Raw genomic sequence first — 16,192 nt, forward strand, 5'->3', positions numbered from 1 at the left:
GTGAGTACGGATGATCAAGATTTCCGATTTTCAATCAAAGGATGTCATCAATATTACAAACGGTAAGCGTTTGGGCAGGATCAGCGATTTAGAGCTTGACCTGACGCAGGGGCGGGTCAAAGCGTTGGTGATACCCGGTTCAGGCAGGCTTCTCGGTTTCCTCTCTTCAGGGAGCGATATCGTCATTCCTTGGAACCAAATCGTAAAAATAGGCGTTGATGTGATTTTGGTACGCGTAGAGGAGAAGGCTTCGGTGGATCCTGAGTACACCTATGATGAAGTGCCGTATCGCCGTGAACTTCCTTCCGGGAAGGGAAAGTAGCTTCCCTTCCTTTTTTTGCGGTATAATGGGGAAACAGGGAGGGGAGTTGGCATGGAGCCTTTTACCTATGATGAGAAGAAGGGGATCTTCTGGATAACCCCATGGATGAAAAAGTATCCCTCCCTCACCGCGGGGGTTACTTCCCGGCATCTTCCCGGTGCGGAAGAGGAGGGGAATTTGGCCTTTCATGTAACCGAAAATGCGGCAGGGGTGGTGAAGAACCGGACCGCCCTTGCTCGTCTCGTGGATTTTCCTTTGTCGTCGATGACCTGTGCCCTACAACCCCATGGAAGGCAGGTCGCAAGGGTTGATGAAAAAACACGGGGAGCGGGAGCCACTTCTTACCTCTCCTCCATCGAAAAGGCGGACGGACTCCTCACATCACTTTCGGAGACGCTTCTCACCCTCTTTTTCGCCGATTGCGTCCCTTTATTCTTTTTCGATCCGGGACGTATGGTGATCGGAATCGCCCATGCAGGTTGGAGGGGAACCGTCCGGAATATCGGGCAAGAGATGGTGGAAAAGATGGAGAAAAATTATGGTACGCGCCGTGGGGAGATATGGGCTGCCATCGGCCCCTCCATCGGCCCTTGCTGTTACCAGGTGGATGAGCCGGTGATGGAGGGGGTACGGGAGGTTTTGCCTGAAGAATGGGAGGAAGTTTCCATTCCGGAAGGGAAAGGCTTTTTTCGCCTCGATTTGCGCAAAATGAATCAAATTTTGTTTGAAAAAGAAGGAATTCGAAGAGAGAATATCGAAGTAACCCATATCTGTACTTCTTGCCGCACTGATCTCCTCTTTTCCCATCGAAAGGAGAAGGGTAAGACAGGAAGAATGGCTGCGTTCATCGGTTTGAAAGAGGGGAGAGCATGAGGCCCATCGCAGAGAATCTTCAGGAGATTAAGGGGCGTATCGCACAGGCTAGCGCTAAGGCTGGAAGGAATCCAACAGAGATTCAAATGATCGCAGTGACGAAATATGTGGGTGTGGAGCGAATGCGGGAAGCTTATTCGGCAGGCCTTACCCATTTCGGGGAAAGTCGCACAAAGGATGCAAAGGAGAAGATGGAGGAATTATCGGATCCGGCGATTACCTGGCATTTTATCGGCCATTTGCAAACCAATAAGATAAAGGAAGTCCTCCCCGCTTTCGCCTTTATTCACTCGCTCGACCGCTCCTCCCTCGCCGAAGGGTTGGGGAAGGAGGCGGAGCGATTGGGAAAAATTCCAAATTGCTTTATCCAGGTGAACGTATCCGGAGAGGAAAGCAAATCGGGTGTCGCGCCGGGCGAGCTTCTCTCTTTCGCCCGTCGGGTGAGGGATATCGGGAATATCCGGGTGGTGGGGCTAATGACCATGGCGCCCAATACCCGTGAAGAAGCGATCATCCGCCCCGTATTCCGCCGCTTGCGGGAATTGCAGCAGGAACTTTTGGATCTGGGGTTGGAGAGGATCTCCCCGCATTTTCTCTCCATGGGGATGTCCAACGATTATGAGATCGCGGTGGAAGAGGGGGCGACTCATCTTCGGATCGGAACGGCTCTGGTGGGGCGGTAAAGATGGCGTTCGAATGAGAAGATGAAAAAAGGGCGATCGAATAGATGAAATCTAGCTGAAATCGAAGAAACGGAGGAAGATCCCATGATGAATCGGGTTTTAAGCTATCTCGGTTTGGCCGACGAGAAGGAAGTGGAAGAGGCGCTGAACGAAGAGGAATTGGAAGGGGAGGAGGTTCCGCCTCGTTCCAAAGGGAGACATAAAGGGAATGTGGTAAGCCTCCAACATGTGAGGGGAAACAGCAAGATGGTGCTGGTGGAACCCCGTTCCTTTAACGAGGTTCAGGAGATCGCCGATCACTTAAGAGCCCGGAAGGCGGTCATCATCAACCTCCATCGGATGCGGGATGATCATGCCCGCCGCATGATCGATTTTTTGGGGGGAACCGTTTATGCATTGGACGGCAGCATCCAGAAGGTGGGGAAGGATATCTATTTATGTGCCCCGGATAATGTAGAGGTGCAGGGAAACATCTCGGAATGGACGGAAGGAAATGGAGAAGAACCTTTTACAACATTTTAGGCCGGAAGAAGCCCCTTTCATCGAAAAGGCGGGGGAATGGATCTCCTTTGTAGAAGAGAAGGGACTAAAGAAGCTGACCGATTTTCTCGACCCCCGCCAGATGGAGATTCTCCGGAACCTGGCCATGCACCGCGGGGGAATTGCCCTCTTTGAAAACGGTGGCTATGAAGGGGCGGAACGGAAACGAACTCTCCTCCTTCCGGAAGGGGAAAATCCCCCCGAAGAGGAAGAGTTTCATATTGGTTTTTTGCACATTCGTCCGAGGGGCCGCTTTTACTCCCTGGAACACCGGGATTACTTGGGAGCCCTCCTTCATGTAGGGATTAAGCGGGAAAAGTTTGGCGATCTCTGGACTGTGGAAGAAGGAGCTATGCTCGTGCTCGCTGAGGAGATGGCAGATTACGTTTCTCTCCAGTTGACGGAGGTGGGAAGGGTACCGGTTGTGGTGGAACGAAAGGAGAAAGGGGAATGGGAGTTGCCCACGGTAAAGTTGGAAGAACGGAGAATTACCACCTCTTCCATGCGTCTTGATGCCGTCCTGGCGGAAATGCTCCCCCTTTCCCGGGCGAAAACCTCCGAATGGATTAAGGGAGGGAAGGTGAAACGGAACCATCGGGTGGCGGTGAAGCCGGATGAGGAAGTGAAAGTAGGAGATCTCCTCTCCGTCCGGGGGTATGGGCGATTTTATCTGTTGGAGGAGATGGGCAGAACGAAGAAAGGAAATATCCTCTTACGAGTGGGAATACCGGATTCATGAAATGAAAACCTTTGACCGATAAGAAGGAATGGAGCATTCTTTTGTCGAAGAAAGAAGAATGAATGAAGAGAGATGAGGAGGAAGAATCCCGATGCCGCTCACACCGCTTGATATACATAACAAGGAGTTTTCCTATTCTTTTCGGGGGTATAATGTAGATGAAGTGAACGAATTCCTGGATCAGGTGATAAAAGATTATGAAGCTTTGATTCGGGACCATAAGAGTTTGGAAGAGAAGGTCCGCATGCTGGAAGAAAAGCTGGGGCATTTTGAAAATTTGGAGGAAACCTTAAGCAAGTCGATCATCGTGGCGCAAAGCACCGCGGAAGAGGTAAAGCAAAACGCCCGGAAAGAGGCGGAGCTGATCATCAAAGAAGCGGAAAAAAATGCGGATCGCATCATCAATGAGGCCCTGGCCAAATCGAGGAAGATCAGCATCGAAATCGATGAATTGAAGAAACGGGCTACCGTCTACCGCAACCGCTTCCGCACCCTTCTGGAAGCCCAGCTGGAGATGTTGCAATCGAACGATTGGGATGAGCTCTCCGATCTGGAGAAGGAATAAAGGACCCAGCATCGGCATCAGGCTCCTTTTATCTTGGATTGGATGAACGGGACCAAATATCCGATCGTAAAATAATCATCGATTTGAAGTGGTTCACCGAATGATGAACCGGGAAAAAAGGGGACCCACGTTCGTTTCCGTGTTGATCCCTTTTTTTGCTGATGGGAGTCGTTTATGATCCGAATGATATCCTCTTCACTTGTCGTACCCTTTGTGACATTTGTCATACGAAAATGGTGACAGGCGATCCTATTGTGGAGGAAGTCTCAGCATGAAAGGCCTGGGTATCCATGAGATCGCCAAACGCCTCTTTCTCTCGGAAGGAACGGTCCGGAATTACCTATCCATCGCGATTCAGAAAGTGGGGGCTAAAAATCGAATGGAAGCGGTACATATCTCCAGGGAAAAAGGTTGGATTTAAGAGAGAGCGGTGATAAGTGTTTAACCGTTGTTTATCTCTTGAATGTTCATAAAAAATGAAATGCAAAAACTATTGACATTGAAATTGGTAAATATTATAATATTTCTTGGAGGTGGATAATCTTAACTGTAAATTAATTAAATTGTTAGGAGGGGAAAAAGATGGAGGTAGGTATTACTAATACTTCTACCAAAAAATTGGTCTTTCTCTACGTAGGGCAAGCTGCAGGTGCGCCTTATTATTATGAAAAATATAGTGCTACAGATATCAGTAATTATGGTGTAAGCGAGTTTGTTATTAATGTGGGAGGATATAGTGTATATAAAGAAGGACCTTTCACACCACTCATCTCTACACCAAATAATTCGAATTATGAGGGTATTAAAGAATTGGTAAATCGAATCATTAATATTAGCTCTAACAATAGGGTATGGATTGCTACTCCTTCATTGAATATTACTAGAAGTACTAATTTTTCAAATGAACTTACGAAACTGCAGGGGTATATTGATAGTTTAAGAACAGCGCTAACAGCTTCTGTCTGGAACACATATGTAAATGGCATCTATATGAATTATGAAAGAATAATTAATGTTACGGATACAAATGGTGATGGTCTTGGGGAAGATGTTGATTACAATAATTTAATTAATGGCGCATTATTTGGGAATAAACAGATCAAATTGATGAATGATTTATCAAATTACGTTAAATCATCAAAAGTGATTAATGGAAATACTTACAATGCAAAGCAATTCATGTGGTGTCCTTATTATGGATATAATTACTATGAGGCTACTATAATAAAGGATATAGGTTACGTAGCTAACACAACCAACATTTTTAATGTTGTACTGATTCAACCAGCTCATTATTTTCAGGGTAATTTGACAGCTAATCTTAACGGTGTAAGAGAAAGCATCAGGAAGGGATATGTATGTTGGAGGGATGGTGTAACTGTTGTTACAAAAACATCCTCAACACAAATAGGATGTCAGATGGAGGTGGATTCTCAATACTTTACTAATCCAAGTGTTTATCAAAGTAGGTACCAAGATTATCTTAATTATTTTAATAATATAACCAATCCTATTCCAGGCTTTAATAAAAATAATTATCTTTTTAGTTATTATTGTGGCGCAAAAAATAGTTCGTATCAAAGGGAAATCACAAACCTAATTAGGTCTTTTTACGGCTTTCCTGAATTATAAGGAAAATACATTCCCAATGCTTACTAATACCTTTTCTTTTTCTATCAAAAATGTCTATTCGCAAAAAAACAAAGTTTGAGAATGATTTCTGTTTTTCAGAAAACTTGATGTGGTGAGATGAACATGATATTGCCTGAATACATTGTAAAAATCTAGCGCGATCATGCTCATTGAAACTCCACGTCAAGTTTTGGTATGTTACGATTCATTTGTTCAACAAGTTCTAACCAATACATCTAATTAGACTTGTCGGTTGCAAAGGAATGAGACGATGAAGAAGATCGCGGCTAATCTATATAAAAGTTCCATGTTTGTGACGGTAGTCCTGCTGTTGTATGCGTTGCTTCTTGCGATTTTTGTCAGGACCCCGGGCTTGGTAAACTACCCTGCCTACCTCATCAGCATTGCATCTTTTTTCGTGATCTTCTCGCTGGTCTTGAGCGTTCGATTTTTATGGAATCGATCAGTCAACGATGTGTTATTTATGATCCTGTTGATGATCGCCGTTCTCCTTCCCAGAGCCTTATGGATCATGTTCGTTGATACAAAGCCGTTTTCTGATTTTGATCTATACCACCAATATGCTTTGAACGCTAGCTTGGGCAAATTTCATCTCTGGGATAAAACGGTTCTTGTATTCCCCCACCGGATCGGTTTCCCTCTCCTTCTTTCTTTCTTCTATAAAATTTTCGGAGGGAGCCTGCTTACGGCCAGGATCCTAAATCTTTTCTTTTCATTCTTATCGGCTGTTCTGCTTTATTTGATCGGGAATGAGATTTTTCAAAAAAAAGTGGGGCAAATCGCAGCCTTGTTGTTTTCACTTTGGCCGTCACAAATCATGTACAATTCCGTGATTGCGTCGGAGCATATATTCATATTCTTCTTTCTTTTCAGTCTTTACTTCTATATTTTAGCCATAAAAAAGCAAATGCGCTCCCTTAAAGCGATTTATTTTGCTTTATCCGCCTTGTTTCTCTCCATATCGCAGTTCATCCGGCCCATCGCGCTTATGTTGATTCCCATTTTCTTTTTGAGCATCCTATTTCTTTCTACGCAACCGGGATGGCGCAGGCGTATTCTGCACGGAATTAAAGTGGTCTCCTTTATGACGGTTGTGTTCCTTCTCTTTTTTGGGATATTTTGTTACATCGCTTACCAACTGACCGGAATTAACATGTTTAAAAGTTCTTCGGGGTATAATCTCCTGGTGGGAACCAACGTAAAAAGCAACGGAGTCTACAATGACGAAGATGCAAGAATTCTGGAGGAGTTTCATTACGACTTCGACACCGTGCATCATGAGGCCCAAAAACGGGCAATCCATCGTGTTTTGTCAAGTCCGCTCAATTTTATGCGGCTTTTAGAAAAGAAATATGCGATCATGTGGGGGGATGATTCCTATGGAGCGGGGTGGAGTTTGCATGATATTTCCCACCCGAATAAGATAAGCAACAAACTCGTTCATCATAAACTTTCCCTAATCGTCCTCTCCCAGTGTTATTATATCGCCGTTCTCTTTTTTGCCTTGTTCGGCTCTCTTTTTGCCCTGAAGGAGATAAACTTTTATGGGCTCCCCATTCTCCTTGTTTTTTGGATTCATGTGGTTGCCTATTCTTTTTTGGAGGTTCAATCCCGTTACCATTACCCGGCCATAATATTACTTCTCATCTTATCCGCATACGGATTGGTGAAAATAAGCGAAGAAAAGGAAATTTGTTTGCCTGATCGATACCTCATGAATAAAAGTGGATGATCAGTTGATCGTCCTGGGTGAGGATGAATTCATTCAGTTTGTTTCAGGACTGGAGCGGTGGCTGGGATTCCCACTTTTTCCTTGACCAACTCGGAAGAAATGAATAAAATAAAAGAAAATCGAAGATGACGAAAGATCATGAAAGCGAAAGCGATGAGCAGGAGAGTAGGAGAAGGACCCTTCCAGCGAGCCGGGGAAAGTGGAAGCCCGGTGAGGGAAATTCTTGCGAAGATCCCCTGGGAGCTGTCCCCCGAACCGTATGCCTCGAAAGGGAGCGAAGAAGTAGGCGGGACCGGCGGAAGGCCGTTATTTCCTTCATAAGAAGTGAACCGATCTCTTTCTCTTTAAAGCCCCTATTTCCCGGCTTCGGCCATATGGCGATCACCATGAGGCCGGCTGGGCGATCAGTTTTCCCTGAGTTTATCGATTGCGGGAGGAGGGGAAAAGCGGCTGGGCAAAAGGCCCGGAATGATGGCGCCGTTCGGGGTGGTGCTTTCCACGAAGAGGGGAGAAGGAGAGGTTTACTAGGGTGGTACCGCGAGATCCTTCTCGTCCCTAGGGGATGGGAAGTTTTTTTATTTTCTCTTAAGAAAAAGTGGAGGGATTCTGTTGGATTACAGCAAAACATTAAACCTACCCAAGACCGACTTTCCCATGCGGGGGAACCTCCCCGCCCTGGAGCCGAAGATCCAGGCGGAATGGGATGAGATGAAGATCTATGAGAAGGTGGAAGAACGCCTAAAGGGGCGACCCAAATTCATCCTGCACGATGGCCCTCCCTATGCCAATGGGGATATTCATGTGGGCCATGCCTTAAATAAAGTGTTGAAGGATATTATCGTCCGCTCCCGTTCTATGATGGGGTATGACGCTCCCTACGTCCCCGGTTTCGATACCCACGGAATGCCCATCGAACATGGGGTGATCACGAAAGAGAAGGTGGACCGCCATTCGGTGGGAGAGGTGAAATTCCGGGAATTATGCCGAGATTGGGCCCTGTCCTACATTAAGCGGCAGACGAGCCAATTTAAGCGCCTCGGTGTCCGGGGAGATTGGGAGCATCCCTATGTCACCTTAACCCCCGAATACGAGGCGGAGCAGGTGAAGGTTTTCGGGGAGATGGCGAAGAAAGGATATATCTATAAAGGGTTGAAGGTGATTTACTGGTCCCCCTCCGCCGAGACGGCGCTCGCCGATGCGGAGATCGAGTATAAGGAGAAGCGCTCCCCCTCCATCTATGTGAAGTTTGATGTGGTGGATGGGAAGGGAAAGTTGGAGCAGGGAGAATCCATCGTGATCTGGACCACCACACCCTGGACCATTCCCGCCAACTTAGGGATTGCTCTCCATCCGGAATATATGTATACTCTCATCCGGACTGAAAAGGGGCGTTTGCTGGTTGCGGCGGAACTGCTCGATTCTTTCGCCAAGACGGTCGGCCTGAAACAGGTAGAACCGGTGAAACGGTTTAAGGGAGAGGAATTGGAAGGAATCCTCTGCCGGCATCCCTTCTACGATCGCACTTCTCTCGTTCTCCTCGGGGAACATGTCACCCTCGATGCGGGTACCGGAGCCGTTCACACCGCGCCCGGACACGGGGAAGATGACTACCATGTGGGTTTAAAGTATGGCCTGCCCATCCTCTCTCCGGTGGATGAGAAAGGAAAGTTTACCGCCGAAGCCCCAGGGTTTGAGGGGATGTTTTATGAAGAGGCGAATAAGAAAGTGACGGCCATGCTGGAGGAGACGGGCCACCTCCTCCACCTGGGATTTATCACCCATCAATACCCCCACGATTGGCGGACAAAGAAACCGGTTATCTATCGAGCGACGGAGCAATGGTTCGCCTCCATCGATGGGTTTCGGCAGCAGATGTTGGAAGAGATTAAAAAAGTGAAATGGCTCCCTTCCTGGGGTGAGGTGCGCATCTCCAACATGATTCGTGACCGGGGGGATTGGTGCATCTCTCGGCAGAGGGTTTGGGGTCTTCCCATCCCCATCCTCTATTGCACCACCTGCAATGAGCCGGTCATCACCGATGAGACCATCGCCCATATTTCCGAACTCTTCCGCAGGGAAGGCTCCAACGCCTGGTTCGCCAAAGAGGAGAAGGAACTCCTCCCCGAAGGCTTCACCTGCCCCAAGTGTGGAGGAGACACATTCCGCAAGGAGACGGATACGATGGATGTCTGGTTCGACTCCGGTTCTTCCCACTATGCGGTTCTCCGCACCCGGGAGGAACTCACCTGGCCGGCCGACATTTACCTGGAAGGGTCGGATCAGTACCGGGGTTGGTTTAACTCCTCCTTAAGCACCTCGGTCGCCCTCTTTGGGAAAGCCCCCTATAAGGGTGTGATCGGTTGCGGGATGGTGATGGATGGAGAGGGGCGGAAGATGTCCAAATCCTTGGGGAATGTGGTGGATCCCCTGAAGATCATGGACCGCCTCGGCGCCGACATCCTCCGCCTCTGGGTCGCTTCCGTCGATTATACCGCCGATGTGAGGATCTCCGACGCCATCTTGAGCCAAATTGCCGAAGTATACCGGAAGATCCGGAACACCTTCCGCTTCCTCCTCGGCAACTTGTATGATTTTAATCCGGCGAAGGATCGGGTTTCCGTGGAGAAGATGGAGGAGATGGACCGGTATATGCTATCCAAGCTGCAGCAGGTGATCGCCCGGGTGCGAAAAGGATATGAGACCTACCAGTTCCATTCGGCGTATACCGCAATTCACACCTTCTGCGCCGTTGATTTAAGCGCCTTTTACTTGGACGTCTCGAAGGACCGTCTCTATGTGAATGCGCCGGATGACGTCCGCCGCCGTTCCGGCCAGACGGTGATGTATGAGACCCTCCTCGCCTTGGTTCGCCTGATCGCTCCCATCCTTCCCCACACCGCCGAGGAAGTATGGAAGTACATCCCCGGGGAGAAGGAGGAGAGTGTACAATTGACCGATTTCCCGGAGGTGGATGAAAGGCTGAAAGATTCTCGCCTCGAGGAAAAATGGGAGAGATTCCTGGAAATCCGGGATCAGGTCCTGAAGGCTCTGGAGGAGGCGAGGAAAGAGAAGGTGATCGGGAACTCCCTGGGGGCCCATGTTCACCTCTATCCCGATGGGAAAACGGAGAAGGTCTTGAAGGAATTCCCCAACCTGGCGGAACTCTTCATCGTCTCCCGGGTAACCGTTCATGAAGAAGGGGAAACCTCTTTAGCGAAGGCGACTGAAGAGGGAGTTCTTGCCGTCGAAGTTAAGGAAGCGGAAGGGGAGAAGTGTGAACGCTGCTGGAACATCACCCTTGATGTGGGGCAGGATGAGAAACACCCCACCCTCTGCGCCCGCTGCGCCCACATCGTCGAGGAAATCGCCGCCCACGCGGAATAACAAAACTGTATAACCCGACATAAAAATAATGGAGAATCTCCTGAAGAAGTATGTTTCAAGAATCGAATGATTCGTCGGAGCGGTAGGGACCGACCTGCCGCTCCTTCTTTTTTGTTATCCTTTTTATCGCGAGAGGCGGAAAGACCTTCGTCTCAACGATTTTAAGATTGTTCTGCTTTTTTGTATACATGGATCCTCTTGGTTAAGCATATTTTCCAACTCTTTTCAGCTTTTTTTCATTTTTTTATGTATGATTAGGATGAGGATAAAAAGATCAATGGGGTTTAAGGGAGTGAATCTTAGGTGAAGCTGCTACTGGCAGAGGATGATCTTCGGCTCGGGCGTTTGGTCCGGCATATGTTGGAGAAAGAGGGGCATCAGGTAACCTGGGTACATGAGGGACAAGAAGCATATCAGGAAGCGATGGTTGGTGAGTTTGATCTTCTTATCCTCGATTGGATGCTGCCGAAGATGAGCGGCATTGAGGTCCTACACCGCCTCCGTGAAGAGGGATTCCAGGGAGGGGTTCTCATGTTGACGGCGAAGGATGAGGTGGAGGATCGGGTAAAAGGGTTAAATACCGGCGCCGACGATTATTTGGTAAAACCCTTTGAATTTCCAGAGCTCTTCGCACGCATCCGGGCGCTCGGGAGGAGGAGTTTTACCCCGTTTAAGGAAGATCAGGTGAAGGCGGGAAATCTCCTTCTCAATACGGTGACTCGTACGTTGATCAGAGAGGGGAGGGAGATCCCCCTCACCCTGCGGGAGTTTCAGTTGATGGAGCTTTTTATGCGGAATCCGGGGCAGGTCCTCCCCCGGGAGCTGATCTGGGACAGGATTTGGGGATATGATGCCGATGTGACAAGCAATATTTTGGATGCAACGGTGAAGCTCCTGCGGAAGAAGATCGAGGATCCGGATGGAAAGCGAATCATTCACAGCATCCGAGGAATCGGATATAAATTGGAGGTTTAAGGTGTTCCGTCGACTTCGTCATCGTTTAACCTTATTATTTACCTTTCTGCTCATGATTTTCCTCCTCGCTTTTATGGGGATTACCTATTTCTCCTTCTCCTATTTCCTCTACCATGATCGTTATGTCCAGGTGATGGGGCTGGTGAGGAATGAATTGGGGGACCATTCGGAATTATTCGTCACCGACGCAAAAGGGAAGTCCGACCATGGCGTGGGGAAGGGAATCTCCAATGGGAAGGGAACCGTAACGGGAGTAAAGGGGGAGGAAAAGGAAAATGAGGATGTTGATGAACGGGAAGGAAGTATCTCGGGCGATGGCACTCTCAAGGGAGAGGATCATCGGGAACTTCGCCTGATTAACGGCGATGAGATCCGGCTCTCCACCCCGTCGAACAGCTTCTATTATCTTTTCTCTGAGGAGGGGCGTTTTCTCCATGGGGACGAGTCGCTCCATGAGCTGAGGAAAGAGATTTTTCAAAAACTGAATGGCTGGGTTCCAAGAGAAGAGGAATACCGGTTGATGGATTTTACGACAGGAGAAGGAGCGACCCTCCATTTTCTCGTGGGAGGCAGAGAAGTGATACAGGAGGGAAAGCCTCTCGGCCTCGTCTATGCCGGGGTGGATATTACGCCGGAGAAGAATGCCTTGGACCGACTGATGGTTCTTCTGGGGGGACTCAGCCTCCTCTTTCTCCTGATCTCCTACATCCTGGGACAGTTTATGGCGGGAAGGGCCATGCGCCCGATCCATCAGTCCTTTCAACGGCAACGGGAATTCGTGGCGGATGCTTCCCATGAGCTGCGCTCCCCTTTGAGTGTCTTACAAGCTTCCCTGGATGTGATCGAGGCAGAAGAGGGGGAGAAGTTTTCTTCTTTCTCTCACCAGATTTTACAGGATATGAAAGATGAGACCCGCCGAATGGGGCGGTTAACCCAGGATCTTTTAACCCTGGCCCGAGCCGATTCCGATGCCATTCAGTTGGAAAAAACCGATTTTAACCTGGCGGAGATGGGACGATCGGTCATCCGTACGTTCCAATCCATGGCGAAGCAGAAGGAGATCGTCTTGGATTTCCAAGGTCCCGAATCACTGTTTCTCTATGCCGATGAAGAAAGAATGCGGCAGCTTCTCACCATCCTTCTGGATAATGCTGTGAAATACACGCCTAAGCAAGGAAAGGTTCATCTCCAAATGGAAGAAAGCGGAAGAACCGGGCGAAAGAAGGTCGTTATCCAGGTGAGGGATACGGGCATCGGCATTCCTGCAGAAAAGCTCCCCCGTATTTTTGACCGCTTTTATCGGGTGGACAAGGTGCGCTCCCGGGAACAAGGAGGAGCGGGATTGGGGCTTTCCATCGCCAAATGGATCGTCGAGGCTCATGATGGAGAGATTCGGGTGGAGAGCAAAGAAGGAGAGGGGACTACGTTTACCGTTTTGCTGCCTCTATCTCCATCTCCTTCCCCGTATATCGACGGTGGGCATTTACATCCTCCTTCGACATAGGGTGTCTGAATAAAATAAAGCTGGAGAACCAGGAGGATTTTAGGGATTGTGAAATTAATCACGAATGAACCGAATGTTCATCCCCCAGGTTCGGATCAAAGCGGACAAAATAAAAGAGAAGAGAGTGAATCAAATGAACCTAATTCGTAAGAAACCCAATTCGTAAGAAACCCAATTCGTAAGAAAGGGGTGTATTCGAACAAGATTTTTGCAGAAGTCACTTTAGGAATGGTCTGGGGCAGCGCGGGTTACTTTTTGTTGGGGGCATTTCTCCCTCGCTCTCTTTTTGATTTGCGCTTCACGACCTTTTCCCCTTCTTGTCGGGATTCGCATTCCTGGCAGATCAGCAACCCTTCGATGATCCCCTCTACTTTGATTTGTTTATCTCTGGACAACTGCCGGAACTTATGGAGGACCTTGGTTTCCTCAGGCAGGAGATGAATGTTCCCCAGGTTAATCTCCCCTTTTTCCTCCGTTCTCCCAGGTTTTTCAACGCTTGTTGGATCTTCCCCGGTTAAAAGCCATTCCATCGTAACGGAACACAGTTTTGCGATCCGATAAAGGATCATGGCTTCCGGAATGCGATTTTTCGAGATGTAATTGGTCAATGCCTGGGTTGAGATGTTCAGCTTCTCCGCCGCGCTCTTTTGGGTAAGTCCCGTTTTTTTTATGGCTGACTTTAACCTCGTTCCGAAACCCTCCAACCGTGTACGCCTCCCACTTATTTAACGATTGTTGTATAAATACAGGCATACTGTTCTCAAAAGAACCGCAAGTTATTCTGGTTTGTTACGATTTTTTGTCGGACAAACATTTGTAGTATTTTTATCTTGACATACAACAAATGTAGTATTATGATAGAAGGGGTGGTATACTTAAACAAAGATGGATGTATATCATAGTAATTCTACCACACCTTAGAGCCGGGGATAAAACGTGGGAAATGGAAGAAGGGGGCGATCCTGCGCCGAAAGACCGAGGTTATCCGACGACGCAAACCTGAATCATGAACTCTTTTGGGAAGATTCGCAATAGGGGAAGGATTGATCTTCTTATTACGTATCGGTCTATTAAAAATGATGAAAATGGAGTGATAGGATGTTGCGTTGGTTTTTAAACTTAAGGACCTCTGTGAAACTGATTTCCGCATTTGTGGTTCTGGCCCTCATTTTAGTGTTTGTCGGGTATTATGGATTGATGAATATGGAAAAATTGAATTCCAGTCTGGACGACATGTACAATAAACGGCTGGTGCCCATCAGCGAAGTGAAAGATATCGAGTCGCGATTCGAGCAATTAAGAACCAGCTTATTGGCGATGCACTATGTATATCAGACACAGAAAGAGAAAGAGGATACCTTGAAAGCGATGGAAGGGGTGAAAAAAGAGATTGAATCCCTCATTTCCACTTATGGGAATCGTTCCTTTGATCAAAAGGAACATGAAGAATTATATAAAAAGGTGGGGCCGGCTTGGCAGAATTTTAAGAATACGATTGAACAAGCGGTTCAACTTAGCCTGAACGGCAACGATGCTGAATTTACGAACTATCTGTTAAATGGGGGGTATATGAAAGCGAGGGATGACTTAAAGAAGGCATTAAATGATTTAATCGTTTTGAATACCAACAGCGCGGTGCAAGCGGAGAAGGAGGGGAAAAACCTCTATTCCACGTCACGTGTCATCACCATTTCAGTCATCCTCATTTCATTCCTTCTCAGCATCGGTTTGGGTTACTTTATCTCACAAGTTATTGCGAAACCCCTAAATCGAGTGGTTGGCTTGGTGAGTAAGGTGGCGGAAGGAGACTTGCGGGAGACCGTAGATATAAGGACGAAGGATGAGATCGGGCAACTGGCGCAATCGATGAACAACATGGTGTTGAGTTTGCGGGAAATCGTCGGTAAGATCCTGGCTTCGGCGGAAAGTGTCTCCTCCGCATCGGAAGAAATCTCGGCCAGCACTGAAGAGATTGCCAGCGGAAGTACCAGCCAGGCGAATTCCGCACAAACGATGAGCGAACTTTTTAAAGAATTAAATACGGCCATTAATGCTGTTGCCGGTAGCGCGGAGCAGGCGTCAGATTTATCGAACAGGACAAGGGATATCGCAGAAGAGGGAGGTAAAGTGGTCCGCACATCGATTGAGGGCATGAGTTTGGTGAATCAACATATGTCTCGATTGGAGGATGATTCGAATAAAATCGGCGAAATTATTGAAGTCATCGACGATATTGCCGATCAGACCAATTTGCTCGCTTTAAATGCGGCGATTGAAGCGGCGAGGGCCGGGGACCAAGGGCGTGGGTTCGCGGTGGTGGCGGATGAGGTGCGTAAACTGGCTGAACGGAGCAGCGAGGCGACAAAACAGATTACCGCCATTATTAAAGGGATGCAGGAAAATACCCGGCAGAGCGTAAAGGCGGTGCAGGATGGAACGTCCGCTTCGCAAAAGATCGGAGAAGCATTTGAGGAAATCCTGTCGATGGTGAACGAGTCGGCCCGTCGGGTCACGGAAATTGCCGCCGCTAGCGAGGAGCAGGCCGCGCAATCTTCTGAGGTGATGAGTTTGATTGAGGGGATCTCCGCAGCCACGGAAGAAGCAGTCGCAAGCAATGAAGAGACCGCTTCGGCGGCTCAGTCTTTAGCCCAAATGGCCGAGGAATTAAACAACGCTGTTTCGATCTTTAAAATTAACTAACTTTTTCCATGCAAATCGAGGGACTGTTCCAACATCGATCCATCATCTAGGGATAGCCCCTCTTTTCCATAGAAACGTAAGAGGGTGAATGGTATGGAGACCGATCAACAAAACCAATATATTGAGGTAGGCATTGGAAAGGAAAGATATGCCTTAAATATTTATGACATCCATGAAATTATCAAAATGCAGGACATTACCGAGATCCCCAACAGCAAGCCTTATGTGAAAGGCGTAATCAATTTGCGCGGGAAAATCGTGCCGATTATCAGTCTGCGGAACCTTTTCGGCTTGGGGGAAGAATCCTATACGAAATCAACCCGTATCGTTGTCGTGAATCATGCCAATGAGATGGTGGGAATTGTGGTGGATCGGGTGAACCAAGTAACGACCATCACGGACATCCAGCCTCCGCCGGAAAAGATGGGTAAGGTCAAAGGGTCCTTTTTCTCAGGGATCGGACACACCCAGAATGGTTTGGTCAGCATATTGATGATGGAACGGGTACTTTCCGAGTAGGGG

At 48.0% G+C, this 16,192-nt stretch carries 15 protein-coding genes; 14 read left to right on the forward strand and 1 reads right to left on the reverse strand.

Annotated features, from left to right (window positions below):
* The first annotated feature begins 10 nt into the window (after nt 1-10).
* The 12 genes from THEAE_RS20175 (at nt 11) to THEAE_RS20180 (ending at nt 12,970) form a co-directional block, all read left to right on the forward strand.
* On the forward strand, nt 11-322 hold the full coding sequence (locus tag THEAE_RS20175) for a YlmC/YmxH family sporulation protein (protein ID WP_005582513.1): 312 nt from the start codon (nt 11-13) through the stop codon (nt 320-322).
* Between the two features lie 51 nt (nt 323-373).
* Nucleotides 374-1,195, forward strand: coding sequence for a peptidoglycan editing factor PgeF (gene pgeF, locus THEAE_RS0106275; RefSeq protein WP_028986877.1), 822 nt, complete (start codon nt 374-376; stop codon nt 1,193-1,195).
* The gene (locus THEAE_RS0106280; RefSeq protein ID WP_028986878.1) at nt 1,192-1,878 is read left to right on the forward strand and encodes a YggS family pyridoxal phosphate-dependent enzyme; all 687 of its coding nucleotides are present in this window, start codon (nt 1,192-1,194) and stop codon (nt 1,876-1,878) included. The genes pgeF and THEAE_RS0106280 overlap by 4 nt, the downstream gene beginning before the upstream one ends.
* A gap of 87 nt (nt 1,879-1,965) precedes the next feature.
* Nucleotides 1,966-2,400 (forward strand): cell division protein SepF, encoded by a 435-nt coding sequence (locus THEAE_RS0106285; RefSeq protein ID WP_342665752.1) that lies wholly within the window; start codon nt 1,966-1,968, stop codon nt 2,398-2,400.
* On the forward strand, nt 2,372-3,157 hold the full coding sequence (locus tag THEAE_RS0106290) for a YlmH family RNA-binding protein (RefSeq protein ID WP_028986879.1): 786 nt from the start codon (nt 2,372-2,374) through the stop codon (nt 3,155-3,157). Before THEAE_RS0106285 ends, THEAE_RS0106290 begins: the two co-directional genes overlap by 29 nt.
* 91 nt (nt 3,158-3,248) lie before the next feature.
* Nucleotides 3,249-3,722: a DivIVA domain-containing protein gene (locus tag THEAE_RS0106295; RefSeq protein ID WP_005582506.1), complete on the forward strand. Its 474-nt coding sequence runs from the start codon at nt 3,249-3,251 to the stop codon at nt 3,720-3,722.
* 271 nt (nt 3,723-3,993) lie between these two features.
* Nucleotides 3,994-4,143, forward strand: coding sequence for a response regulator transcription factor (locus tag THEAE_RS22455; RefSeq protein WP_084213455.1), 150 nt, complete (start codon nt 3,994-3,996; stop codon nt 4,141-4,143).
* Between the two features lie 161 nt (nt 4,144-4,304).
* Nucleotides 4,305-5,354, forward strand: coding sequence for a hypothetical protein (locus THEAE_RS0106310; protein ID WP_028986881.1), 1,050 nt, complete (start codon nt 4,305-4,307; stop codon nt 5,352-5,354).
* Nucleotides 5,355-5,625: 271 nt separating this feature from the next.
* The gene (locus THEAE_RS0106315; protein ID WP_028986882.1) at nt 5,626-7,107 is read left to right on the forward strand and encodes a glycosyltransferase family 39 protein; all 1,482 of its coding nucleotides are present in this window, start codon (nt 5,626-5,628) and stop codon (nt 7,105-7,107) included.
* A gap of 609 nt (nt 7,108-7,716) precedes the next feature.
* Nucleotides 7,717-10,491 carry an isoleucine--tRNA ligase gene (gene ileS, locus THEAE_RS0106325; protein ID WP_028986884.1) on the forward strand — a complete coding sequence of 925 codons (2,775 nt, stop codon included), beginning with the start codon at nt 7,717-7,719 and terminating at the stop codon, nt 10,489-10,491.
* Between the two features lie 303 nt (nt 10,492-10,794).
* Nucleotides 10,795-11,466 (forward strand): response regulator transcription factor, encoded by a 672-nt coding sequence (locus tag THEAE_RS0106335; protein WP_005587436.1) that lies wholly within the window; start codon nt 10,795-10,797, stop codon nt 11,464-11,466.
* Between the two features lies 1 nt (nt 11,467).
* Nucleotides 11,468-12,970 (forward strand): sensor histidine kinase, encoded by a 1,503-nt coding sequence (locus THEAE_RS20180; protein ID WP_051430794.1) that lies wholly within the window; start codon nt 11,468-11,470, stop codon nt 12,968-12,970.
* 248 nt (nt 12,971-13,218) lie between these two features.
* On the opposite strand, the gene THEAE_RS21925 is transcribed toward THEAE_RS20180, so the two are convergent.
* A complete protein-coding gene (locus THEAE_RS21925; protein ID WP_052329800.1) occupies nt 13,219-13,674 on the reverse strand; it encodes a helix-turn-helix domain-containing protein in 456 nt (151 codons plus the stop codon).
* 394 nt (nt 13,675-14,068) lie between these two features.
* On the opposite strand from THEAE_RS21925, the gene THEAE_RS0106355 reads away from it, so the two are divergent.
* Nucleotides 14,069-15,670, forward strand: a complete 1,602-nt coding sequence (locus THEAE_RS0106355; RefSeq protein WP_245605531.1) for a methyl-accepting chemotaxis protein — start codon at nt 14,069-14,071, stop codon at nt 15,668-15,670.
* Between the two features lie 93 nt (nt 15,671-15,763).
* Nucleotides 15,764-16,189 (forward strand): chemotaxis protein CheW, encoded by a 426-nt coding sequence (locus THEAE_RS0106360; RefSeq protein WP_028986886.1) that lies wholly within the window; start codon nt 15,764-15,766, stop codon nt 16,187-16,189.
* Nucleotides 16,190-16,192 lie beyond the last annotated feature (3 nt).

The organism is Thermicanus aegyptius DSM 12793 (genome assembly GCF_000510645.1).
Taxonomy (GTDB): domain Bacteria; phylum Bacillota; class Bacilli; order Thermicanales; family Thermicanaceae; genus Thermicanus; species Thermicanus aegyptius.

Coding starts and splice junctions, on each gene's coding strand:
- THEAE_RS20175 (WP_005582513.1), top strand. CDS start 11: ATGATCAAGATTTCCGATTTTCAATCAAAGGATGTCATCAATATTACA.
- pgeF (WP_028986877.1), top strand. CDS start 374: ATGGAGCCTTTTACCTATGATGAGAAGAAGGGGATCTTCTGGATAACC.
- THEAE_RS0106280 (WP_028986878.1), top strand. CDS start 1,192: ATGAGGCCCATCGCAGAGAATCTTCAGGAGATTAAGGGGCGTATCGCA.
- THEAE_RS0106285 (WP_342665752.1), top strand. CDS start 1,966: ATGAATCGGGTTTTAAGCTATCTCGGTTTGGCCGACGAGAAGGAAGTG.
- THEAE_RS0106290 (WP_028986879.1), top strand. CDS start 2,372: ATGGAGAAGAACCTTTTACAACATTTTAGGCCGGAAGAAGCCCCTTTC.
- THEAE_RS0106295 (WP_005582506.1), top strand. CDS start 3,249: ATGCCGCTCACACCGCTTGATATACATAACAAGGAGTTTTCCTATTCT.
- THEAE_RS22455 (WP_084213455.1), top strand. CDS start 3,994: ATGAAAGGCCTGGGTATCCATGAGATCGCCAAACGCCTCTTTCTCTCG.
- THEAE_RS0106310 (WP_028986881.1), top strand. CDS start 4,305: ATGGAGGTAGGTATTACTAATACTTCTACCAAAAAATTGGTCTTTCTC.
- THEAE_RS0106315 (WP_028986882.1), top strand. CDS start 5,626: ATGAAGAAGATCGCGGCTAATCTATATAAAAGTTCCATGTTTGTGACG.
- THEAE_RS0106355 (WP_245605531.1), top strand. CDS start 14,069: ATGTTGCGTTGGTTTTTAAACTTAAGGACCTCTGTGAAACTGATTTCC.
- THEAE_RS0106360 (WP_028986886.1), top strand. CDS start 15,764: ATGGAGACCGATCAACAAAACCAATATATTGAGGTAGGCATTGGAAAG.